Raw genomic sequence first — 23435 nt, forward strand, 5'->3', positions numbered from 1 at the left:
AGGCTTTTTTGTTGAATATAGAACATGTTACGTTTTCAAAAGTTATTTTTTAGAGGTGGCATTATGCTTAATAAGCAAGAGGCCGAAGGGCGTTATCAGATATCTGCATTCTCGCTAGATGAGTTGGTGCCAGAAGATCATCTCGTAAGAAAAATTGAAAATGCAATCGACTTTTCGTTCATCTATGACTTGGTGGAAAGCCTCTACTGTCATGACAATGGCAGACCCAGTGTTGACCCTGTAGTCTTAGTTAAAATTGCTTTCATCCAATATATTTTTGGAATTCGTTCCATGCGACAAACGATTAAAGAGATCGAAACCAATGTTGCCTATCGGTGGTTTATTGGCTATGATTTCAGTCAGCCCATTCCCCATTTCACGACCCTAGGCAAGAACTATGTTCGCCGTTTTCGGGATACTCAACTCTTCGAGTCGATCTTCCTTCGAATATTGGAGGAGGCGGTTCATCATGGATTCGTGAAGCCTGATGTGCTTTTCATTGATGCTACGCATGTAAAAGCCAGTGCGAATAAGCATAAATACGTGAAAGAAATCGTTGAAGAACAAGCGAAGAAATATCAAGAGCTGCTGGACGAAGAAATCAATCAGGATCGTATTGCACATGGAAAGAAGCCCCTTGAAAAAAAGACAGAAACTTCGAAGAAGGAGGTGAAAGTCAGCACAACTGACCCGGATTGCGGATTGTTTGTAAAAGGGGAAAAGGAACGTGTATTTGCTTATAGTTTTCATACAGCATGTGATCGAAATGGATTTGTGCTTGGTGCCAAGGTAACGCCAGGCAATGTGCATGACAGTCAGGTTTTTGAGGATGTTTTGAATCAAGTGCGAAAGACGTTTGCACAGCCTCAAGCTGTGGCAGTGGACTCGGGATACAAGACGCCTTACATCAGTAAAACACTCCTTGATGACCAGATTCGCCCCGTTATGCCCTACACAAGACCACGCACCAAAGAAGGTTTTTTTAAAAAGCACGAATATGTGTATGATGAATATTTCGACTGCTACATCTGCCCGAACGAGCAAATCTTAACATATGAGACAACAAACAAGGATGGGTACCGTATCTATCGATCAAATTCTCAAGTTTGCCGAAGTTGTCCGTTCTTGAAACAATGCACGGAAAGTAAAGACTACACAAAGAGAGTGAGTCGCCACATCTGGGCTGATTACCTCGAAGAGGTAGACCACCTCCGGCATACCGAGGAAAACAAACAAATCTATAGCAAACGGAAAGAAACGATTGAACGTGTATTCGCTGATATGAAGGAAAAGCATGGCATGCGTTGGACGACCTTACGAGGACTGGAGAAGGTCACGATGCAGGCGATGCTTGTTTTCGCTGCCATGAACTTGAAAAAAATGGCGACCTGGCTATGGAAATCAGGTCGCCAAAAGGTGAACGATCAAAACACCTTCGGTATTTTCATCAAATTATTAAACAAACTCCCTCTGCTGTTCGTTCAGCGAGGGAGTTTGTCTGCAACCTGAAAGCGCCTTCCTGTCATCAGGAGGCGCTTCGTTTGTTTAATTGGCTGCGATTTTCTATATTGTCGAGGTTTCTACCGGATCTTTGCTGTTAGGAAAGCCCGTTGTTCTTCCCCTGTCTGCTAGGCAGGGTCTCTCTGTGCAAGCTGCTCCAACTGCCCTTTCACATTTTGATCGCTGCGCCCGCCGTGGTAGCAAATGACCGACTCGATCTCATAATCGAGAAGCTTTGCAAGTGAGCGCCGGGCTTCTTCCATGTCCAGGGTTGTCCGGGCTACAGGACCTTGCAAAGTGCCGTTCACACAGATCAAGGCATCGCCTGCAACCAGCGTCTTGCTTTGGACGAGATAAAGGCTGATGTGCCCATCGGTATGCCCCGGTGTGTGAATGACGCGAATCCCGCCGCCATAGGGCAATTCGTCGCCGTCATCAAGAGTATGGTCCACCTTGGCCTTCGGCGGATTGCCAAAAAAGTCTATCGCCTTCTGGCGTTCTTCTTCCGGGAGCATCTCCAGCAAAGGAGCCATTGCTTCGGGACTCGTTTTTATGAGAGGCAGCGTCCCCTCGATGTAAGGCTGATCGAGCTTGTGTGCATACACTTTTGCTTGCTCCGCCTCAGCGATGATCTCGGGTACGCTGCCGATGTGGTCGAAATCCTGATGCGTCAGAATTACTGCTTTCAATATGGCAGGAGAAACACCCGCTTCCAGCATGGCTGTGCGGATTCGCTCCCATGATCCGGGCATACCGGTATCGATCAGGACAGCTGCCTCGTCATCCCAGATCAGGGTCGGGTGCAATGCGGTACTGCCACCGACAGAATTCTCATGCAAATGAAGCATGTTTACACCAGTCTGTTTGCTCAAAAAAGATTCCCCCAATGTAAAAGTGGATGCAGGAGATTGTCAAAGTATGGATTCTCCTATAAGCTACACAATATTATGTATCACACTTTCAAAGTTGAGGTCAATTCCATAAATTATAATCTTAACACAAATATTTATTTTTGTCAACAGATATTTTTCCGGTAATCATGCCAACATTCTCCGTTCATTCATCCACTTGAGATCCGTCAAGATTTGCATATTCGTTAGTCCTTTTGCAATCAATTCCACAGCTCCGACCTGCTGAGCGATACCGCATCCGCTCCGTGGGCAAGCGCTTCCTGCACCTGCTTCCGGGTCCAGATCAACCCGCCCAAAATAATCGGCTGGGAGAGCTGTTCTTTGATATACGGAATGATCGAAGGCGCGATGCCCGGCATGATTTCGATGGCATCGGGCTGGTTTTCCTGCACATTTCTGATCGTATTCTGCAAAGAGCTGGAGTCGATCAAGAAGACGCGCTGAATCGTCAAAAGCCCCTCCTTTTTCGCCACGCGGATCATCGGTCCTTTGGTTGTGACAATGCCTGCCGGGCGGATGTGCCGGGATAAAAAACGGCAGGATTCCTTGTCATTGGAAAGACCGTTCATCAGATCCGTGTGAACGAAAATCGGCTTGCCCGCTTGCGTGAAAGTCTCCGTCTCCTCCATCAGCCGGGTCAGCTTTGCGTACATCAGCAAAATGGCGCTGACCGGAGATGCCATCGCCGCTGCAAGCTGGTCCTGCTCCGTGGCGGCAATGACCGGATTTGCCTTCAGTAACGTCCTTATGTCCATCGGTATCCCCTCGCCTTCTGACATTGTTCCCTCGCAACCTCCCTCATCGCTGCTGGCTCAACCGCGAGATACTCAGCTCGGCATCCGCGACGCATGTCGTCTCAATGACCCAGCTGCCGGCAAACCCCTTTTCCTTGAGTAGAGACAATATCGCGGCAAAAGGAACCGTTCCTTCGCCTACAGCCAGATGATCGTCCTTGATCCCCCGGTTGTCGCTCAGGTGAAGGGCCTGCATATACGGAAAGACCTCCCGGAGACCATCCAGAGCGTAGCCTTTGCGGATCAGATGAGCGTGACCGATGTCGTAGACAATGCCCACCGATGGCGAAGCCACTTGTTTGCAGATGGCGATCAGATCGGAGACAGTCCAGCCGAGCACCTTGGGGTAGGGAGGCACGTTTTCCAGAAGAAGCCGTGTACGCGAATCCCCGATATGTGGCAGAAGCGGTTCGATAAACTGCGCGACCCGCTCCACTCCCCGCTCGCGCTCCGCCCCATCCAGGCGATCCTCTACCTCTCCGGCGTGCATCACCACATGCGTGCAATCCAAAAATGCAGCCACCTCCAGACAGCGCTTCATCGCATCTGACGTCTGCTCCCTCAGCCCGCCTGCTGCCGCCGGGTTGCATCCGTCGATAGGCGCGTGGATCGACCAGACGATCCCCTTTTCGCTGCCCAGCGCCCGCAGATCGTTCAGCTCGCCAGCCGACCACTCGAGAAGCTCCCTGTGTCCTGCTTCGCACATGATTTCGATCGACGTCCAGCCGCCGTCGGCAAGCCGCTGGATCGCTTCCCTGAGCGGCTGGTCAAACAGCGCGTACGTTGAGATGGCATAAGAAGCTTTTGCACTCATCGCTTTCCCCCCTCGTCATTTCACACCGGAATGGATGAAGCTGTTGATAAACTGCCGCTGAAACAGCAAAAAGGCAAGCAGCAGCGGGAAAATGACCATCACTGTGGCGGCGCTCACCTCGGCCCACTGCGCCCCTGTCTCGAACGACTGGGCAAAAATGGCGAGTCCGACGGTCAACGGACGGTTTTCCACCGAATTGGTGACGATGAGCGGCCACATGAAATTGTTCCAGTGGTAGCTGACCGACACCAGTCCAAACGCGATGTAGGTCGGCCGGGCCAGCGGAACGTACACCCGCCACAAAATCTGCCACCACGAGCAGCCCTCCATACGTGCGGCTTCCTCAAGCTCATGCGGGATCGTCTTGAATGTCTGCCGCAAGAGAAAAACGCCGAACGCCGAGGCGAAATACGGCATCATGATGCCCAGCTTCGTATCCAGCAAGGACAGGTCCCGCAGCACGTTGTAATTGGGAAAGATGAGGATGTCTGCCGGCACCATCAGTTGCACCAAAAACAGGATGAACAGCGCGTCCCGCCCCCAAAACCGGAGCTTCGCAAAGGCGTAGGCAGCCAGCGTGGCGGTCACGATTTGCACGGCGAGCACGCCCGTTACGATCAGAAATGTGTTGAGATAATACTGGGCAAAGGGAGCCGCATTCCATACCTTGATCACGTTATCCAGCGTGAAATCGGGACTGAGCGTCCAGGAGATCGCCAGCTCTCGCGGCCGGAATGCCGTCCAGAAGGCCCACACAAGCGGAAACAGCCAGAGGGCGGCCAGCCCGTACATCGCCACCCCCGTTATTTTGCGAAGCATCTGACTCCCCCTCAGTTGTAATGAATCTTTTTATCCAGACCAAAAAATTGAATCGCGGCAACGAGCAGCAGGATGACCACCATGACGACTGTCAAAGCGGAAGCCATGCCCTGATCCCAGAAGGAAAACGCCGTCTCGTAAATGTAGTAAAGCAACAGGTTGCTGGCGTTGTCCGGACCGCCCTTGGTCATGATGACGAGATGGTCGACCAGCTTGAACGAGTTGGTAAACGCAATGATCAAGACGAACATCGTGGTGGGCATCAACAGCGGAAACGTCACTCGCCTGAACACCGTCCACGGCTTGGCTCCGTCCATCGAGGCGGATTCGTACAGTTCCTTGGAAATATTTTGCAAGCCGGCCAGATAAAAAATCATGAAGTAGCCCGCTTCCTTCCAGATCACCATGAAGATCATCGCAAACATGACGTTCGTCCGATCTCCCAGCCAGTTCATCCCGCCGTGGCCGAACCATTCCATGACATGGCTCAAAGCCCCGTACTCCGGCGTGTAAATGAACAGCCATATATTCGCGACGGCAATCATCGGGACGACCGTCGGATAAAAGTAGGCAGTGCGGACAAACCCTTTGCCGCGCAGCGCCTTGTTTGCAAACAAAGCCATCGCAAGTCCCAGGGCGATACTCGTCGGCACCGTCCCCAGAGCAAACCACAAGTTGTTGGTCAGCACCTTCCAGAACACGTCATCTTCCAGCATGATTCTGTAGTTGTCTCCCCCGTTAAAAAACGGCTCCGGGGAACCCAGATCCGCTTGGTAAAAGCTCAGGATAACCGTTTGAAGAACGGGATAAAAGGTAAACAGAACAAGGAAGATGAGGGAGGGAAGGAGCAGAAGCCAGGCGTAGATGTTGATCCTCCATTTTGCGCGATGTTCCAACCCCATTGTCGCTCCCCCAATTCATCTGCTGCTTTTATTTGTTGAACGGCGCGAGGATTTTGTCCGCTTCCTCCTGCGCTTTTTTCAATGCCGCGGCAGGCTCCGCCTGACCGGTAATCACGGCTTGCAGACTGTCGTTCAGCGCTTTGGTCACCTTCCCGTTGTTATGTGTAGACAGCTCGGCGTGTCCGTATGCCAACTGGTCGCGGGCGACTGCCGCCACCGGGAATGTTTTGACGTACTCTTTCATGCTCTCGGTTTCGTAGGCCGATTTGCGCGTGGCTACGTACCCTGTATCGATGCTCCATTGCGCGGCCCTCTCCGGCTCAGTCATGAAACGGATGAACTTCCACGCCGCTTCCTGCTTCTTCTCGTCGATGCCTTTGAACATATAGAAGTTTCCTCCGCCTGTCGGGCTGCCAAAGGTCTTTTTCGCGGGCAAAAACGCTACCCCAAAGTCAAACTTCGCGTTGTTTTTCACGTTCGTCAGGTTTCCGGTCGTATGGTACATCATCGCCGTCTTGCCCTCGAGAAAATCGGACGGCACCGTCGCCCACTCAATCACGCCCTCCGGCATGACCTGATGCTTTTTCGCCAAATCGACCCACAGTTGCAGCGCTTCGACGTTTTCCGGCGTATCGAAGAAGACCTTTTTCCCGTCTTCGGTCATCAGGTTTTTGCCGTTTTGCAGAGCAAAGGACTGGAACATCCAATACGGAAACCCGGATGTCGGGATTTCGACACCCCAGCGCCCGTCTTTTTTCAGCTTTGTCGCATACTCCACCAGCTCATCCCAGTTTTGCGGCGGCTTTTCCGGGTCAAGGCCGACTTCTTTGAACGCTTCCTTGTTGTAGTAAAGGACGATGGTGCTGCGCTGGAACGGGATGCTGTACGTCTTGCCGTCTACTTGCGAGTTGGCCATGAAGCCCGGATAAAAGTCGTTTACGTACTCGCTGCCGCCATCCTTGGCGATAAAATCGTCCAACGGAAGGATCGCGTCCATGTCCAGCATCGTGTACAGCTCCGTCGAGAGCATGACCGCAACGTCAGGCGGCGTCTTCCCTTGGACGGCGGCCTGGATTTTCGTCGTCGTATCCTGGTAGCTTCCGGTGTAGACCGGTTTCACGGCAATATCGGGATTCGCCTTGTTGAATTCCTCCGCCATGCCGTCGACGATCTTCGTCAGCGGACCGCCGACCGCTACCGGATAGAAGAAGGTAAGCTCTGTTTTTTCCCCGCTTGCCTTGCCCGCTCCCGATCCGGCCGCGGCTTCCGATCCTGCTCCTGCTCCAGCCTGACTGCCCGTCGCCGGGGCATTCCCGCTCGAGCAGCCCGTGATCAATGCCATGCTCATCAGTACGGAAAACAACCCTTTCACAACTGTACGCATCGGTTACTCTCTCCCTTTTCGCGTCTTTTAGATGGCGTTTATTTGCAAAACGTTTTGGTGGATGGTCTTTGACTCCGAAGCAGTCAGATTTTTGCCCGACTGCGGGTCAAACAGGCAAATTTGGCCCGGGTAGAACCCGACTCGGACCATTTCTCCCCTCCGGCAAGGCCATTGCCCGTTCCATTTGGCCTTCCAGCGGGCGCCTGCCAAAGCGAACTCGACGATCGTCTCCGAGCCGAGAATCTCGACAGCCTCCACCCTGACGGGCAAAGTGATGGCTCCGGCACTCGCATCCGAGCCTGCCGCCGGGCTTGCAACCGGATTTGCAGCCAGGCTTGCCAACTGGCTTATGCCCTGGACCGCCCGCTCCGCTTTGCCCTGACCGGCTCGCTCGCTCGCCGTATGGTCCGGGATGCCGACGGTCGGTTCCGCTGCGAAGGGCTGCAGCGCCTCGGGACGGATGCCCAAGACCACCGGAGCGCCCTCCCTGATCCCCTCGCGATAGCCAATCGGGAGAAATGCTTTTTCATTGCCTGTCCCGATCACCACGCCCTGGCAAGAACCGTCGCCTGCCCACGTTCCGTTCACCGTGTTCATCGGAGGGGAGCCGGTGAATTCGGCGACGAACAAATTGGCCGGCTGGTTGTACACGTCCAAAGGCCGGCCGATTTGCTGGACTTGCCCGTCGCGGAGCACCATCATCCGGTCCCCCATCGTCATTGCCTCCACCTGGTCGTGCGTAACGTAGATCATCGTGATCCCCAGCTCCTGCTGCAACTGGCGGATTTCCGTGCGCATGTGGCCCCGCAGCTTGGCATCGAGATTGGACAGCGGCTCGTCCATCAGGCAAATCGGATGCTGGCTGACGATCGCCCTCCCGAGCGCTACACGCTGGCGCTGCCCGCCGGACAGCTCGCGCGGCTTTCGCTGCAGCAACTGAGAGATCCCCAGCATTTCTGCTGCATGCGCAAGCCTTTTGGCCTGCTCCTGCTTGTCCACCTTGCGCACCTTCAGGCCGAACAAAATATTTTCTTTCACCGTCAAATGCGGGTACAAGGCGTAGTTTTGAAACACCATCGAGATGCTCCGGCCGCTCGGCGGGACGTGATTCATCTGTTTTCCCCCGATCAGCAGCTCCCCGGAGCTGATATCCTCCAATCCGGCAATCATGCGCAGTGTGGTCGACTTGCCGCATCCCGAGGGACCCACCAGGACGAAAAACTCGCCCGGCTCAATCAGGGCGCTCACCTCGTGGACGACCGTTTGCCGGTCAAACGTTTTGCAAATGCGCCGCAATTCTACTTCGGCCATGTCTCTCCCCCCTTATCTCTGCTCTTGTGCTCCATCGTTCTCTGCATGCCCCTCCCATCATAGCAATCGCTTGCGAAGGAATAATTTGGTTTGTGTAAAGGTCCTGTTAAGCCGTCATGAAACGGCTCCCGTTCCGGTTCCCGCAATCGAAAACAACTGCCCAATCGTCGGCAGGATGTAGTCCGGAACAATTTCTGGGGATTCAGCAGCGCATCTGTCCGTTACCCCCGTCAAGACGAGGGCCGTTTTCATGCCGCTTTTTCGTCCGAGGAGGATGTCCGTTTCCAGCCGGTCCCCTACCATCAGGCACCGTTCCGCTGACAGCCCTGCTTTCGCCAGCACCTTCTCGGCGTAAAAGGCGGAAGGCTTGCCGATCATCGCCCAGGCGCTCTTGCCGCTGGCGGTCTCAATTGCTTTTGCCAGCGCTCCTGTATCGGGAATGGAGCCGCCGGGAACGGGACAGACCGGGTCGGGATTGGTGACGATCAGCCGGGCGCCGCTGCTGACGGCTTCCATCGCGGCCTGCAGCTTCGCATATGTAAACGCGCGGTCCATGCCGACCAGTACATGCGTCGCCTCCGCTGGATTTTGCACCTGCTCAATTTGAAAGCCATCCACTTCCTCTTTCAGCGCAGACTCGCCGATGATCAGCACGCGCGGCCGGGCTTCCTGTTCTCTCAAGTACAGGCCTGCGGCATAGGCGGCCGTCATGATTTCCTCCAGCTCCGCGTCTACGCCCAGCTTGTGCAGGCGCACCTGACAGCCCTCCCGCGTCTGGACGGAGGTGTTGGTCAGAAACATCACTTTTTTGCCGCTTACGCGCAGCCCCGCGAGTGTCTCTGCCGCTCCGGGAAGCAGCCGGTCTCCGAGAAAGACCGTCCCATCCAGGTCAAAGAAATACGCATCAAACAACGTTGTGTCCAGCAAAGCCTCCCGCCTGCTCCTTTCCGTGACAGCATCGGCTGTACGCAAAATGCCCCCATGCAGCAATAGCACAGATAAACATCCCTGCAAAAGCCAGGTCTGTCTTTTCTCCACGCTATTCCTGTATGGGGGCTTTCTCCTCGTCTCAACCCGCGTACAGTCGGTATCAAATGATTGGTTGCAAGATGATCGTACCAACCGATTGTTAAGCTGGTGTTGAAGAATCGTCTCAGTTTTGTTAAGCCGCGTCAAAAAACAGAAAAAGTGGCCTCACAAATACATAAGGCCACTCCATTATCACCGATAGCAAACGATTACTGATCGCGATCGTTGCGAATGAATCATTAATTGTCCAGCTTCAGCTTGGCAAGCGCGTCTTTGAGTGCCGTATTCATCATGCCGTCGGCTTCCTTTTCCTGCTCCTTCAAAAACTTCGCTACCTCCCGCTTGGACACCTTGGTGTTCTTTTCCTTGCTCCGCCGCTCGTTAAAGGTCGACAGCTTCTCCCGGTGGCCGCAGACGCAGACGAACGTCTGGCCTTCTCCCTCGCCCCGCAGCTCCAGCCTTTTGTGGCATTGCGGGCATCTCGCATTCGTCACCTTGGCGATTGTTTTCCGGTGGCCGCATTCCCGGTCCTGACAGACGAGCATCTTGCCTTTTTTCCCGTTTACCTCCAGCATGAACTTTCCGCACTCCGGACATTTGCTGCGGGTCAGGTTGTCGTGGCGGAATTTCTTGTCGCTATTCTTGATTTCCTGAACGACGGTTTTGGCATAGCTCTTCATCTCGCCGATAAACGCTTGCTTGTTCAGCTTGCCTTTGGCGATCGACCCCAGCTTCAGCTCCCACTGGGCTGTCAGCGTCGGCGATTGCAAATCTTCCGGGACGAGCTCCAGCAACTGCTTTCCTTTCGAGGTGATATGGATGTGCTTGCCCCTTTTCTCGATCAGGAAGCTGTTGAACAGCTTTTCGATAATGTCGGCGCGCGTCGCGACCGTTCCGAGCCCGCCCGTCTCGCCGATGGTCTGGATCAGCTCTTTCTTTTCGTGCGCCATATATTTTGCCGGATTTTCCATCGCGGACAAGAGGCTCGCTTCGGTAAACGGCTCCGGCGGCTTCGTCTCCCCGGTTGTCCGCGTCGCTGAACTGATGCGCAGCCGGTCTCCCTTGGAGATGCTTGGCAGCAGTTGATCGGCTACACCTTCTTTTGACTCCTCTTCCTCGTAATCGTGATCGTACACTTCTTTCCAGCCGGAAGCCGTGACCCTTTTTCCTTTGGCTGTAAACAAATGAACGCCGATTTTCGCCTGGATCGTCGTCTGCTCGTACTCAAACGGCGGGAACAACACCGCCAGAAAGCGTTTTACCACCAGGTCAAAAATCTTTCGCTCCCTGTCGCTCAAGTCTCCCAAAAAGACCTTCTGCTCAGTCGGAATAATCGCATGGTGATCGGATACCTTGCTGTCATCGACAAAGGACTTGTTTGCCCTGATTCCGGACCGCAGCACCTTCGCAGCCAACTGGGCATACGGCTTGATTTGTACCGCTTTGATCCGGTCCGCCAGCGTCTCAACGATGTCAGAGGACAGGTAACGGGAATCGGTTCGCGGATAGGTCAGCACCTTGTGGTTTTCATACAGGCTCTGCATGATGGAAAGCGTCTCTTTGGCCGAATAGCCGAACAGCTTGTTGGCATCCCGCTGCAATTCGGTCAAGTCGTAGAGCTGCGGAGCATAGCTCTTTTTCAGCGTTTTCGCGACTTCGACGATTTCGGCCTCCTTCCCCTTGATGTCCTTCAGGATCTGATCGCTGGCATCCTTGGAAAAGGTTCTCGTTTCCTTTGTTTTCGGGTCCTGCCAAATCAGCCGCAGGTTGTTTTCAGCGACAGCGGCAATGCCGTAATAAGGCTTTGGCACAAACCGGCGAATTTCTTCCTCTCTTTTGGCAATGATGGCGAGCGTGGGCGTCTGTACCCGTCCGCAGGAAAGCTGGGCATTGTGCTTGCAGGTCAAAGCCCGCGTCGCGTTGATGCCTACTACCCAGTCCGCTTCCGCGCGGGCAGCCGCAGAGGCGTATAGATGCTCGAATTCCTTGCCGTCTTTTAACCGTTGGAAGCCCTCTTTGATCGCTTTATCGGTCACGGACGAAATCCAGAGGCGTTTGAGCGGCTTGTTTGTCCGGACCATTTCGATGATCCACCTGGCCACCAGCTCTCCCTCGCGGCCCGCGTCTGTGGCGATGACGATGTCTTTTACGTCTTTGCGGAGCATTTGCTGTTTCACCGCATGAAATTGCTTGCTGCTCTCCCTGATCACCACCAGCCGGAAGGAAGGCGGCAGGATCGGCAAGTCCTCGATCTTCCACGAACTGAACTGCTCGCCGTACGCTTCCGGATCAGCCAGGGTAACAAGATGGCCCAAGGCCCACGTTACGATATACTTGTCTCCCTCGAAAAAGCCGTTTCCTTTTTTATGGCAATGCAGCACTCTTGCTATATCCCGACCAACGGAAGGCTTTTCAGCCAGTACCAACGTTTTGCTCATTGATGACATCCTTTCTTGAGAAGTGAAGAGGGACCGGTGTTTGTTTGCCGTGATGTTCTTTCCTCTTCAGAGAATCCTTCCCCCATCATAATCAATTCTCTGTCTCTTGAACAATGTTTGTGAGGGATCCATGTCCATTTTGCGCCCGCCAATGCTCGAAAGGCATTTTATTCCCCCCCTGAATAAAAGGGATTGTATCGCCTAAATAGAATTATTGAAACTATGACGAAAAGAAAACTTTTCCTAATTGCTATTATCTTTATACTGACTTTGACAAGTATCCGGATTTTATGGATGTACCTGAACTTCCCTCCGGATCAGCCACGCGCTGTCCAGGGCGTACTGGACTTGCGTGATTGGGACTTTGCGTCTGAGCGTCCGATTTCTTTGAAGGGCGAGTGGGAGTTTTATCCCAGTCAGTTTCTCGCAAGGCACTCAGGCACGGATACAGGTTTGCAAGGGCAAACGGAGACATCCAAGAAAATCGTTCAAGTACCCGGCCACTGGAAATCTTATCTTACTTCCGAAAAGAACTCATCATTCGGGTACGGTACATATCGCTTGCGCGTACTGGTGAATCCTGACCGCCATCAACCGTACGAAATACGTGTCCACCGCATCGTCTCCGCCTCTGAACTGTACGTAAACGGCCGTTTGATGGGGCAAGCCGGCTATCCGGATGTAAACGCTGAACAAACCAAAGCGATCAGTGTCCCTTATTCTGCTGTTTTTACGGCGGACAGCGGGGAGATAGACATCGTCATTCACGCCGCCAATTACTACAACGGCGTTTCCGCGGGAATGGTGGACCCCGTCAAGTTCGGGTCCCAGCAAGCGGTGAATCGGGCCGTGGAATTTTCCGTCGGAACCCAAGTCGTTGTCATCCTGATTTTGAGCCTGCACATTATTTATGCCTTGATCTTCTTTTTTCTCGGGGTACGGCAAAAGTCGCTCATCTATTTTGCTTTGTTGATGATGTCGGCCATTTTCACGATTGTGCTGGATGATGATCGGCTCCTCCTGCAATGGATGCCGCTCGAATACGAATGGCACCGGAAGCTGGTCTCCATTTCCTTTCTGGGGGCTTCCGTGTTTCTCTTTCAATATGTCAGGCACCTCTTTCCGGATTTTGTGGTCTTTCGAGCTTCCCGTTGGTACCTCGTCGCTGCTTGCATCAGTTTGATCCTGAATTTGTCGACGTCTGCCCTGTACCCTGCCATCAATCTCTTTAAGGTGCTTGTCGTCCTCTTTCCTTTTTTGATCATCCCCGGGCTCTTTTTCCAAAAGACCTTGAAGGATGACCCGGATGTCGTCTTCTTGTGTCTCGGCGCCATCAGCATCATGCTCAACATGCTATGGGGGATTATCAAAGGCAACAGCTCGATGGAGTTGGGTTATTACCCGCTTGATATGATCGCAACGGTCATCGCTCTCGCCTCCTACTGGTTCCGGCGCTATTTCAGGGCTTCCACCCAGACGGCCTTGCTTGCCGAGAAGCTGAAAAAGACAGACAAGCTGAAGGACGACTTCCTGGTGAACACCTCGCATGAACTGCGAAATCCGCTGCACGGCATTTTGTCGATTGCACAGTCGGTACTTGATAGCGGAAGCATTTCTGACAACAACAGCAGGGAAAACATGAAGCTGCTCATTTCCGTCGGCAGACGAATGTCCCTGATGCTCAATGACCTGATTGATTTGAATCGTCTCAAGGAGGGGCGGATTCAGCTTCAGGTAGCAAACGTGCAAGTGCAAACCGTTGCCTCGGGCGTGCTGGATATGATTCGTTTTCTTACGGAAGGAAAACCTGTGCGGCTCGTCAATCAGATCCCCGACAACCTGCCCGGCGTCATGGCCGACGAACACCGCCTGATCCAGATTTTGTTCAATCTGCTTCACAATGCGGTGAAATATACGCCCGAAGGAGACATCGTCGTCAAAGCACAGGCAAAAGCGGGGAAAGTCTTTATCATGGTCTCCGATACCGGAGTCGGGATGGACAAAGAGACACAGCTAAGGATTTTCCAGCCTTACGAACAGGGAAGCGCCGGGATGGAAGGCGGCGGGTTCGGATTGGGCCTGAGCATATGCAAGCAATTGGTTGAGCTGCATGGCGGCACCATTGAGGTAAGCTCGACGCCTGGAAAGGGCACTACTTTTACCTTCAGCCTGCCGCTTACTGATCCATCTCGTCTTCCATCTGGCAATGTTTCCGTTCTGGCCTCATCCGATTCGGTTACCCGTCTGGAAACTGCCGTATCCGTTTCCGAGCTGCCCGCGGTCGCGGCGAAGCCAAAGTCCCGGCAACGGAAGGAGCACGCATCCTGGCCGTCGACGATGATCCGGTAAACGTCAACGTACTCGTAAACATTTTGTCGTTGGATCACTACGAAATCGTCACCGCTTCGAGCGGAAAGGAAGCGCTGGCCATTTTGAGCGAAAACGAGTGGGACCTGGTTATTACGGACGTGATGATGCCGCAGATGTCGGGGTATGAGTTGACGGCGGCAATTCGTGAGCGGTTTTCCATTTCTGAGCTGCCCATCCTGCTTTTGACCGCACGCAATCGCCCCGAGGATATAGAAGCGGGCTTCCACTCCGGCGCCAACGATTATGTCACAAAACCGGTCGATGCGATGGAATTGAGATCCCGGGTACGGGCCTTGACCGAGCTGAAAAACTCCGTCAGCGAACGACTGCGTCTGGAAGCTGCATGGCTCCAGGCACAGATTCAACCTCACTTTTTATTTAATACCTTGAACACCATTGCCGCACTCAGCGATATCGATTCAGCCCGAATGACAGCCCTGCTTGAGGAGCTTGGTAAATATTTGCGGGCCAGCTTTGATTTCAACAATTCCAAGAAGCTGGTGCCGATTGAGCATGAGCTTGCCTTTGTCCGCTCGTACCTGTTCATCGAAAAGCAGCGGCATGACGACAGGCTGGACGTCGTCTGGGAAGTAGACGACAACATCAAGGTGCAAATTCCGCCTCTTTCCATCCAGCCTCTCGTCGAAAATGCGATCAGACATGGCCTCATGAAACGGGCAAGAGGAGGAAAAATCCACATACGTGTGACCAATTGCAAGGAGTATGTGGAAATTTCTGTAGTCGATGACGGCGTAGGCATGGATGACTACACGCTGAAAAACGTCCTCGAGGGTACCTTGGAGAAACCCCGGGGCATTGGACTCATCAATACGAACCGGCGATTGAAACAGATCTACGGGAAAGGTCTGCATATCGAGAGCATTCCTGGTCAGGGCACCGCCATTACTTTTTCCGTTAAAAAGTAGGAATCTGTCCTCCCCCTGATAATGAGAAAAAGGCTAGCCAGCGGCATTCTGTGCCGCGGCTAGCCTTGCTTCATTTGTTGCCTGTCGCATTCGGAGATGCAACTGCACCGTTTAGATTTTTTGTCGCAACCGGTACAAGACCCCTGCTATCAGGAAGAAGGCAACTCCTATAAACGGCAAGTACGACATCGACTCGCCTGTTTGGGGAAGAGTCTTGCCCGGTGTTCCGTCCTCGGATGCAGGAGGAGCTTGGTTGTCTGGCTCCAGGGACCCTGCCCCTGCCGGGATATCGTCAGGGTCAATGGTTTCCAGATTTTCGGTTGGCGGAGTGTTTGGTGTTGCAGCGCCAGGTTGGCCCGTGCCCGGAGTCGGAGTGACGTTTCCTCCACCGGGATTGCCCGTACCCGGTTGTACCGGAGTGCCAGGGTTGCTCGGATTGCCTGGATTACTTGGATTGCCCGGACTGCCTGAATTATCAGGGGTTCCTGGGTTATCCGGGGTATCCGGTTTATCTGGCTTATCTGGCTTATCTGGTTTATCCGGCCTATCCGGTTTCTCAGGTTTCTCAGGTTTCTCCGGTTTTTCCGGTTTGTCTGGTTTAGACACCAGACCTGCATCGATGCTCAGATTTTCCTCTTCCTGCTCCAGCTTGATCCGCTTGGTCCAGCCGTCCTTGTCAGGATCTGAGTCAATATTTTCGTCAGAACCGACTAGCCTTTCGGTAAAGGAGTATCCTTCCGGCAAGATAAAACGGACCTGGTAGGTACCCGCATCCAGACGGGCAAACTCGTAATACCCCTTTTTGTCGTTGACGGTTGCTGTCACCGTATGATCAAGCTGTTTTCCGTTGTCATCATACAGCTCGACCTTGACGCCGTTTATACCGGGCTCATCCTCATCCTGAAGGCCGTTTTTATTTTTGTCGATCCAGACCGTATCGCCCAGTTTCGCTTTTCCGCTGTTGCCAGTGGACGCGTAGACTCCGGCATCAATGGTCAGATTCGTCTCTCCGGCTCCGAGGATGATCGGCTTGGTCCAGCCTTCTTCGTTTGCGTTTGAATCTTTGCTCCGGTCTTCGCCCTCCTCCGTCAAGGTAAACTCGTACCCGTCAGGAAGAAGGAAGCGAACCAGATAGGTACCGCCCGTCAACTGGTTAAACTCATAGTAGCCGGCTTTCCCGTTGACTGTCGCCGTTTCCGTGGTCGCGATCAGTGACGCCGTTTCGTCAAAGAGCTGGACGGTTACACCGTCAAGACCGCTTTCGGCTTCGTCCTGAAGACCGTTTTTGTTCTCGTCGATCCATACTGTATCACCCAGCTTTGCCTTCAGTACAGGACCTACCGGAGCCGAATAGACTCCCGCATCAATCGTCAGGTTGGTCTCGCCCGGCTGAAGAGTAATCTCATCGGTCCAGCCCGTCGATTTTGCGTTGGAATCGGCAGCCCTGTCGGAGCCCGCGCCGGTTGTCGTGAACACATACGCTGAAAGCGGAACAAACCGGACTTTGTACGTGCCCGCATCCAGTGAATCGAACAGATAGTAGCCCTTTTTGCCGTCCTTGGTTTGTGTCTTCGTCGTCGCTACCCGTTCGTTTTTACTGTTGTAGAGCTCGACGGTCATACCGTCCAGGCCCGCTTCACCAGCATCCTGAAGGCCGTTTCGGTTGCTGTCGACCCATACATAGTCACCCAAAGCGGCTGGCGGCAGTTTAACCAATCCGGCGTCAATCGTCAGGTTCAGCTCGCCTTGGCCCAGCTTGATCACTTTTGACCAGCCTTCTCTGTCCACGTCGGAATCTTTTCCACGGTCGGAGCCCTGCTCCTGCTTGCCAAAGCCATAGGCGATGGACGGAGCGATTACCTTTACCTTGTAGTCGCCTGGCGGCAGCTGATCAAACAGGTAATACCCTGGCTTGCCGTCCTTGGTTCTTGTTGTCGTCTTGATTGGCGGACTGTTTTCACCGCTATACAGCTCGACAACAACTCCATCGACTCCGGACTCGTCGTCATCCTGTATTCCGTTGTCGTTGGCATCGAGCCAGACGTAGTCGCCGATCGCGCCTTTGTTTGGAATATAGCCGGCGTCAATGGTGTGGTTCTTCTCGTTCTCCGACAGCGTAATCAGGTCGGTTCTGCCGGTAGCGGGATCGGCATCCGAATCCTTTGCCGCATCCTGGCCCGCCTTTTTCACTGTCAGCTTCTCATGATGGAGGGAGCTTCCAAAACGGACCATGTATGAGCCCGGCTCCAGGTTGGGGAACAGGTAATAACCCGGATTTCCATTGAAATCGTCGCCCGTCACCGTCTTCTCCAGCGTTGTTCCTTGCGCGTTCAACAGTTCCACGACAATTCCGTTGATTCCCTCTTCGCCGTCGTCCTGAATGCCGTTCTCATTTTTGTCAGACCATACATAGTCACCGATTTCCGCTTTGTTGCTCTCGTAAATGGTCATTCCGACCTTGGGAGGCTCGGCAGGCAGAAGCGGTTCTCCAGCTTTTGTCTCCGCCATGTATCCAAAGGAGTTCCAGGCTACTTCCCCGTTCGTAGGTGCACCGACCGGCGCCCTCATCGGCCACTGGATTTCCAGTTCATCCTCAGGCTCAAGATAAATACCCGGGTCAAGGACGAATTTCAGCGCTGTCACCTTTGTAATGTCAGAAGGCGGACTTGCTTCCCAATGACCGTTATCAACGCCCGTTACCGGGTGCATCGTGATATTGGGCGTAGTGGAATAGTACACCGTTATGTGTTCGGAAACGCTGACTTCCCCCATCAGAATAGGGCCCCACTGGCTTTTCCGCTTGCCGTTTGTGGAGACGACTCCCGTGTCGCCAATTCTCGGCAATGTGTTGATCATGACGAGATTTTGCAGTGTTTGATTTCCAACATTGGAAATCTTCAACCGGTAGTCGGCGGTGCCGCCCGGCGTTGTCCTTCCTTTGTCCGGATAGCGGGACCAGTCTCCATCCAGCTCGCCTCGTATCCACATGATCGATTGAACGGTAGCACTGACCACGACCGCGACTTTCGCAGACCGCTCGATAACATACGTACCGTCTGTCGGCTTGCAGTCCGGACATTTTTTGTACGTAAAGGAGACATCGTTGAGATAATCGTCATCCGAGGTAAGCTGCAGCTTGTTTTCAATCTCGCCCGGCTTTGCACCCGCCTTGACATGGGTACGCAGGACGATCTCGACCGTTTCCCCAGGCTTCAAGCTGCTGTTCTCCCAATGCCATACGAGCTGCTTCGTGCCGTCACCTTGAGTATCCTCATGAAACGATGGTTCCGGGAGGCCCGCAGGAGCTTTGGTCATTTTCCATTCGTCAAATACAAGATCGGCTGGCAAGATATCTGTCAACTTTGGGTTAGTCAGGTTTGCGCTGCCGTATTTGGTGTTTTGCATCGTCAGGGTGAATGCAACTTCCTCTGTAGGCTGCAAAGAGGTTCGGTTCGCCTTCTTTTCCAGGTTCACCAACGGCCGGGGCTTGACGACGTCAATAGTGGCCGAACTTGTTTCCTCTCTTGGCTTGCCTTCGAATTCATACTGCAACAGAGCCGTATTGGTAATTTTTTTGGCCTCATCATCAGCTAGCGGAAGGTTCTCTGGTACGCGGTAGGTCAGGACGAATGCTTTTCCCTGAACAAAATTGATGGGGAGGTTTTCGAAACGATATTGAATTCCCATGATGACCTTGCCCGGCACCACGTCGCTCACTACCAGCTTCTGCGACTTGGAAGCCGAAATGTCCTGCTTCAAAGGCACCCAGTCAGCGTCTGTTGGGTTTTCTGTCTCCGTGTAGTAGATGTCATACTTTTCAATGCCGGAGAAGGTGGCGGTTTCCAGTTCTTCAAGAACAAACTCGATATCGATATCCTCGGTTCCAGGTATCGAAGATCCGGCCTTTGTCGGGGTCATATCGGTGATGAGCGCTTTTGGTATGGTCTTGTTTGACCTGTTTTCAAAGCCTTCGATTGTAAAAGAAACGGTTTGGTTTGGGGATACTTCCTTGTTGTACCAAAAAGGCTGCTTGCGAATGGAAGCTCCGAAGTCGTCCGGATTTGTGTGGAATTTGTGCTCGACGAAGGCATCGAGGGTGACTTCTTCCTGCTCCAACGGGGTAAACTTTGCAGTTACTGTGTTTTTCACCGTGTCTTTGTCAAGGTCTTCCGGGTATTTCACCTTCACTTTGAAGATCTTCTTCCCTCTGGTGTCATCCTCCAGTTTCCAGCTTATGGTGTGCGTTTCCGGATCGTACTCCCCTTTCGGAGAGGAGGCCGAGGGATCAGAGTCGTCATACACCGCCTCCGGCGGCAGTGTATCTACGATCGTAATGTTCTTGATATCGAGTCTGCCGGTAGAAGTCGAACCTTTTTCAGTGAAATCGATTTGATACTCGACTTCCGAGCCTTTCAGCGGATCAGGCAGGGGCCTTATCTTCTTTTTGGTCAGCTCCCACTCTGCTTTGGCTTCGGCAGTAACCACAGCTTCGTTGGAAGGCAATTCTTTCGGTTCCGCATCAACCGTCGTTTCAAACGTGCATTGCGCTGTTGTAGACGTCCCGTCCGGCGTTTTGTAGTTGGGATATCTGGCCTGGACCTTCAGCGAGCCAGTGGAACCAGCCGGGAGCGGGTCATCGAGAAAGGTAAAGGTTACTGTGTTTTTGTCTTTGTCAAAGCTGCCCTCCGAAATTTCGCTATCGACCAGATCGACAAACTCGACGCCATCTGGCAGCGGAAATACGATTTTCGGAGATTCAAACTCAAGCTTTGACGTACTGGACACGCTGTATCTGATCGTATACTCAAACGTTTCTCCGGACTTCACATGATCCTTGCTGGCCTTAAGATCGAGTACAATCAGTTCGTCAAGTTCCTCCGGGGTTGGTGTGACTGGTGGTGTAACTGGTGGCGGTGGCGGTGTAACTGGCGGTGTTCCCGGAAGAGGTTCCCCTGTTGGCGGGGTACCGGGTGCTCCTCCGTTCGTCGGCGGAGTGCCGGGCGTTTCTCCGTTCGTCGGCGGGGTGCCGGGCGTTTCTCCGTTCGTCGGCGGGGTACCAGGCGTTTCTCCGTTCATCGGCGGAGTGCCGGGTGTTTCTCCGTTCGTCGGCGGGGTGCCGGGCGTTTCTCCGTTCGTCGGCGGAGTGCCGGGCGTTTCTCCGTTCGTCGGCGGAGTGCCGGGCGTTTCTCCGTTCGTCGGCGGAGTGCCGGGCGTTTCTCCGTTCGTCGGCGGAGTCTCTGGTGTCTCTCCGTTCGCTGGCGGAGTCTCTGGTGTCTCTCCGTTCGCTGGCGGGATTTTAGGGCTATCCTCATCCGCTGTCACGACTACCGGGTCACCTGTCTCCGCCTGCAATACTCGCACCGTTTCTGCATGGACAACCGCATGTGGCAGGGTCATTTGCACAAGAAGCAAAAAAGCCAACAGAATCAGGTGCAGCTTGTTTCCAATCTTCATGTACTGCTATTTCCCTCCATTCCTCAAAGTTCCTTTGACAATCAAACGATGAGTCGGATTGCGTGGAGGATCACAAGTGATCAAGGTGATTTCCGATTTTCCCCGGCTATTGTCAAGCACCTGGATATCCTCCGGTTTTACGAGAAAAGTGTCGGTGACATAATACTCGAAGTTGCCATTGCCAGATTCGATACGGATAAGATCGCCCTCTGCAAGCTCATTCAGCCGACTGAACTGCTTCCCGTACGTCCAGCTCCTGTGACCGGCAAGCACATAGTTGTTCGCTTCTCCCGGTTTCCGGTCCGGTTCCACTACGCCGATGCCAATCCGAAGCTGCTCTTCTTCGGAACCCGGCAGGATCGGCTCTTCCAAACCGATTTTGTCAATGCTGATCATGCCAAGCACCCCGTCATCACCCGGTTTCTCAACCGAGACAGGAGCTTGGGAAATGGGGGGAGTCGATCCGGTCTGGGTCGCGAGCTGGTTCTTATACTGCTTCCATTCGTTCAATAGCCGCGTTTGTTGCTTCTCCTGCATCCACCTGTCCACGTAAGGGTAGAGAACCAAAACAATGCCTGCACACAGCAGCAGCCAAATCAAGACAGTCACAACGGCTTTCCTTGCAACCGGCAATCCAATAACACTGCCCTCCTTTCCTCTCCTGCTACCTTGAGATTCTTTGCCGCGACATTCGAATTTGCGATCAGCATTTTGGACAGTCGAATTTCGCGTAGATTTGAGTATAAAAAAACGTTCTGAACAATTTCTGAACCTATTTCTACCAAAAATGGATATAATTCCAATATAAAAGAACCCCTCAAATTGCTAGAGGGATTCTCTCCTATTCTTCCTGAAGCTCTATCTGAATTTACAATCCCATCACATTTCGAACGGACCACTCCATTCGTTCTCTCTGCACCGGCTTTGCGATGAAATCCCGGGCTCCCGCCTGGATGGCTTCCAAGACTATATCGCGTTGCATTAATGCTGAACAAATGATGATCTTGGCATTTCGGTCGATCTCCATGATTTTTTTAACCGCACTCAGCCCATCCATCTCAGGCATGGAGATGTCCATCACCACCAGCGACGGCCGATACATGCGGTACTTTTGCACAGCTTCTTGACCTGTCGCCGCTTCCGCCACTACATCAAAGCCCAACGACTCAAATATATTCCACATCATAAACCTCATTAACACTATATCATCGACAATCATGATACTTTTCATTCCATACCTGGTTCTCCTATACGTATTTGCGCGCCTCTTCTATTTTCAAAACAAAAAAGCCCGCTCCTTTTGTAGTCCATTCTGGATACTACAGAACCGGCCTAAACAAATTCTGAACAAGTCCGGCCAGGGCAAAAAAAAAACTGAGAAAGGCACACTCCCCTTCCCAGCTTGCTTTCGCCGATGCATTTACTTTCGATTTTTCCATTGCTGATACCATTCTTTTATATGCGGGGGCGCTTCCGCTTCAAATTCTTCCCGGAGCATCTCCCTCATACTGTTATACTGTCCTGCCACCGCTTCACGGTCTCCCAGCACATCGTAGAGCTTCATCAATGAAAAGTACAGCTCCTCCACATGGGGATAGAACCGCTGAATCCGGAGATAGAGGACGATTGCTTTGGAATATTCGCCATTCGCGACGAGAAAGTTTCCGACCTGGCTGGCGAGATTATACCAATCCATTCGGAGCCGTTGGCGCTCACTTTCTGCCCACAAGTAGTCGTATTCTGCAAAGTAGTCTCCTCTGTATAGCTCAAGCAGCCGCGTATAATCGCCAACGCTCTCTTCTGTGAGCGGAGGCAGGCTGCGAAGGCCATTTTCCCATTCATCCACGTCGAGACTGACGTTGTTCATCTCTAACAAATAACCATCGTCACAGTTTATAATCTTGACGCCAATCCTGAGCTGATCCAACGTCTTCCGTATTTGATATACCGTTGTGTACAGCTGGGCATACCCCTTCTTCCAATCCACCTCTTCCCAGAACAAATCCAGCAGCAGGTCTTTGCGGACTGGCTGGCCCCGGCGATGGAGAAAGTAGGAAAACAGTTCCTGAGCCTTGTTCGTCCGCCAGCGGATGGTTTCTGGACCACGACTTTCCGACAGTTCTACCTGAAGAGACTGAAAACAACGGATACACTGTGTAGAGCCAGTTGCCGGGCTATTGTCATCCCTGGACTCCTTCTCCTTTTGTATCCTCATCAACGTTTTTTGCAATCGCTCTTTCTGGACTGGCTTCAATAGATAATCGAGCGCATTCAATTCAAATGCTTTGACGGCATAATCGCCAAAAGCAGTTACAAAAACAATGTCGGTCTCAGGCGAGCGCAGAAGAATTTGCTCCGCCGTCTCGATACCGTTCATCTCCGGCATCTCTACATCCAGAAACACAAGGTCTGGCCTTTTTTTTTGAATCACTTCAAGAGCCTCCCGGGGGTCTTGGAACTTGCCTACAAGCTGCAGGCCTTCTATATTTTGCAGCAATTTTTCCAAGTACCGGAGCGCCATCCGTTCATCATCGATCAGCAACACTCTCACGTTCCCCACTCCCCCTCCTACTCTAATTCTTCTCCTCTCATTTAGGAAAGCGCAGTTCTATGGTAGTCCCCTATGTGGATCGCTTTGATTGGACATTCCCCGTCCGTAGAGCTGCTTCATTCGACGCTCTATATTCCTCAGGTCAACACTTGGTTGCCCTCTGTCTGAAGATCTTGGTCTGCCTTCCAGGCAGAAGAAGAAAGTCCTTAGCGGCATGGTTATTCATACAAAA

At 52.9% G+C, this 23435-nt stretch carries 16 protein-coding genes; 3 read left to right on the forward strand and 13 right to left on the reverse strand.

Annotated features, from left to right (window positions below; all coding sequences use genetic code 11):
* The first annotated feature begins 63 nt into the window (after window positions 1-63).
* Window positions 64-1509, forward strand: coding sequence for an IS1182 family transposase (locus NSQ24_RS25305; protein WP_024985259.1), 1446 nt, complete (start codon window positions 64-66; stop codon window positions 1507-1509).
* 119 nt (window positions 1510-1628) lie between these two features.
* Here NSQ24_RS25305 and NSQ24_RS25310 read toward each other — a convergent pair whose 3' ends face one another.
* The 9 genes from NSQ24_RS25310 to NSQ24_RS25350 form a co-directional block, all read right to left on the reverse strand.
* On the reverse strand, window positions 1629-2372 hold the full coding sequence (locus NSQ24_RS25310; RefSeq protein WP_003388706.1) for an MBL fold metallo-hydrolase: 744 nt from the start codon (window positions 2370-2372) through the stop codon (window positions 1629-1631).
* Between the two features lie 239 nt (window positions 2373-2611).
* Window positions 2612-3166 carry a glycerol-3-phosphate responsive antiterminator gene (locus NSQ24_RS25315; RefSeq protein ID WP_024983034.1) on the reverse strand — a complete coding sequence of 185 codons (555 nt, stop codon included), beginning with the start codon at window positions 3164-3166 and terminating at the stop codon, window positions 2612-2614.
* 43 nt (window positions 3167-3209) lie between these two features.
* On the reverse strand, window positions 3210-4019 hold the full coding sequence (locus NSQ24_RS25320; RefSeq protein ID WP_003388708.1) for a sugar phosphate isomerase/epimerase family protein: 810 nt from the start codon (window positions 4017-4019) through the stop codon (window positions 3210-3212).
* Between the two features lie 15 nt (window positions 4020-4034).
* The gene (locus tag NSQ24_RS25325) at window positions 4035-4838 is read right to left on the reverse strand and encodes a carbohydrate ABC transporter permease (RefSeq protein ID WP_171506149.1); all 804 of its coding nucleotides are present in this window, start codon (window positions 4836-4838) and stop codon (window positions 4035-4037) included.
* 11 nt (window positions 4839-4849) lie between these two features.
* Window positions 4850-5740 carry a sugar ABC transporter permease gene (locus NSQ24_RS25330; RefSeq protein WP_024983036.1) on the reverse strand — a complete coding sequence of 297 codons (891 nt, stop codon included), beginning with the start codon at window positions 5738-5740 and terminating at the stop codon, window positions 4850-4852.
* 28 nt (window positions 5741-5768) lie between these two features.
* Window positions 5769-7124 (reverse strand): ABC transporter substrate-binding protein, encoded by a 1356-nt coding sequence (locus tag NSQ24_RS25335; protein ID WP_003388712.1) that lies wholly within the window; start codon window positions 7122-7124, stop codon window positions 5769-5771.
* 27 nt (window positions 7125-7151) lie between these two features.
* Window positions 7152-8435 (reverse strand): ABC transporter ATP-binding protein, encoded by a 1284-nt coding sequence (locus NSQ24_RS25340; RefSeq protein ID WP_122958004.1) that lies wholly within the window; start codon window positions 8433-8435, stop codon window positions 7152-7154.
* Window positions 8436-8549: 114 nt separating this feature from the next.
* The gene (locus tag NSQ24_RS25345; protein WP_024983038.1) at window positions 8550-9362 is read right to left on the reverse strand and encodes an HAD-IIA family hydrolase; all 813 of its coding nucleotides are present in this window, start codon (window positions 9360-9362) and stop codon (window positions 8550-8552) included.
* 341 nt (window positions 9363-9703) lie between these two features.
* On the reverse strand, window positions 9704-11902 hold the full coding sequence (locus NSQ24_RS25350; protein ID WP_024983039.1) for a DNA topoisomerase III: 2199 nt from the start codon (window positions 11900-11902) through the stop codon (window positions 9704-9706).
* A 294-nt stretch (window positions 11903-12196) separates the two neighbouring features.
* On the opposite strand from NSQ24_RS25350, the gene NSQ24_RS25355 reads away from it, so the two are divergent.
* Together NSQ24_RS25355 and NSQ24_RS25360 are read left to right on the forward strand one after the other, a co-directional pair.
* A complete protein-coding gene (locus tag NSQ24_RS25355) occupies window positions 12197-14251 on the forward strand; it encodes an ATP-binding protein (RefSeq protein ID WP_339166871.1) in 2055 nt (684 codons plus the stop codon).
* Between the two features lie 29 nt (window positions 14252-14280).
* Window positions 14281-15198 carry a histidine kinase gene (locus NSQ24_RS25360; protein ID WP_339166873.1) on the forward strand — a complete coding sequence of 306 codons (918 nt, stop codon included), beginning with the start codon at window positions 14281-14283 and terminating at the stop codon, window positions 15196-15198.
* Between the two features lie 111 nt (window positions 15199-15309).
* Here the strand turns inward: NSQ24_RS25360 and NSQ24_RS25365 are convergent, their stop codons facing one another.
* The 4 genes from NSQ24_RS25365 to NSQ24_RS25380 all read right to left on the reverse strand — a co-directional run bounded on the left by NSQ24_RS25365 (window position 15310) and on the right by NSQ24_RS25380 (window position 23203).
* Window positions 15310-20652, reverse strand: a complete 5343-nt coding sequence (locus NSQ24_RS25365) for an SdrD B-like domain-containing protein (RefSeq protein WP_339166875.1) — start codon at window positions 20650-20652, stop codon at window positions 15310-15312.
* Window positions 20653-20658: 6 nt separating this feature from the next.
* Window positions 20659-21261: a class D sortase gene (locus NSQ24_RS25370; RefSeq protein ID WP_035979792.1), complete on the reverse strand. Its 603-nt coding sequence runs from the start codon at window positions 21259-21261 to the stop codon at window positions 20659-20661.
* A 259-nt stretch (window positions 21262-21520) separates the two neighbouring features.
* Complete coding sequence (locus tag NSQ24_RS25375; RefSeq protein WP_003388720.1) at window positions 21521-21883, reverse strand: response regulator; 363 nt, start codon at window positions 21881-21883, stop codon at window positions 21521-21523.
* Between the two features lie 189 nt (window positions 21884-22072).
* The gene (locus tag NSQ24_RS25380) at window positions 22073-23203 is read right to left on the reverse strand and encodes a response regulator (protein WP_031932477.1); all 1131 of its coding nucleotides are present in this window, start codon (window positions 23201-23203) and stop codon (window positions 22073-22075) included.
* Between the last annotated feature and the right edge of the window lie 232 nt (window positions 23204-23435).

It is taken from the genome of Brevibacillus sp. FSL L8-0520 (assembly GCF_037963895.1).
GTDB classification, from domain to species: domain Bacteria; phylum Bacillota; class Bacilli; order Brevibacillales; family Brevibacillaceae; genus Brevibacillus; species Brevibacillus borstelensis.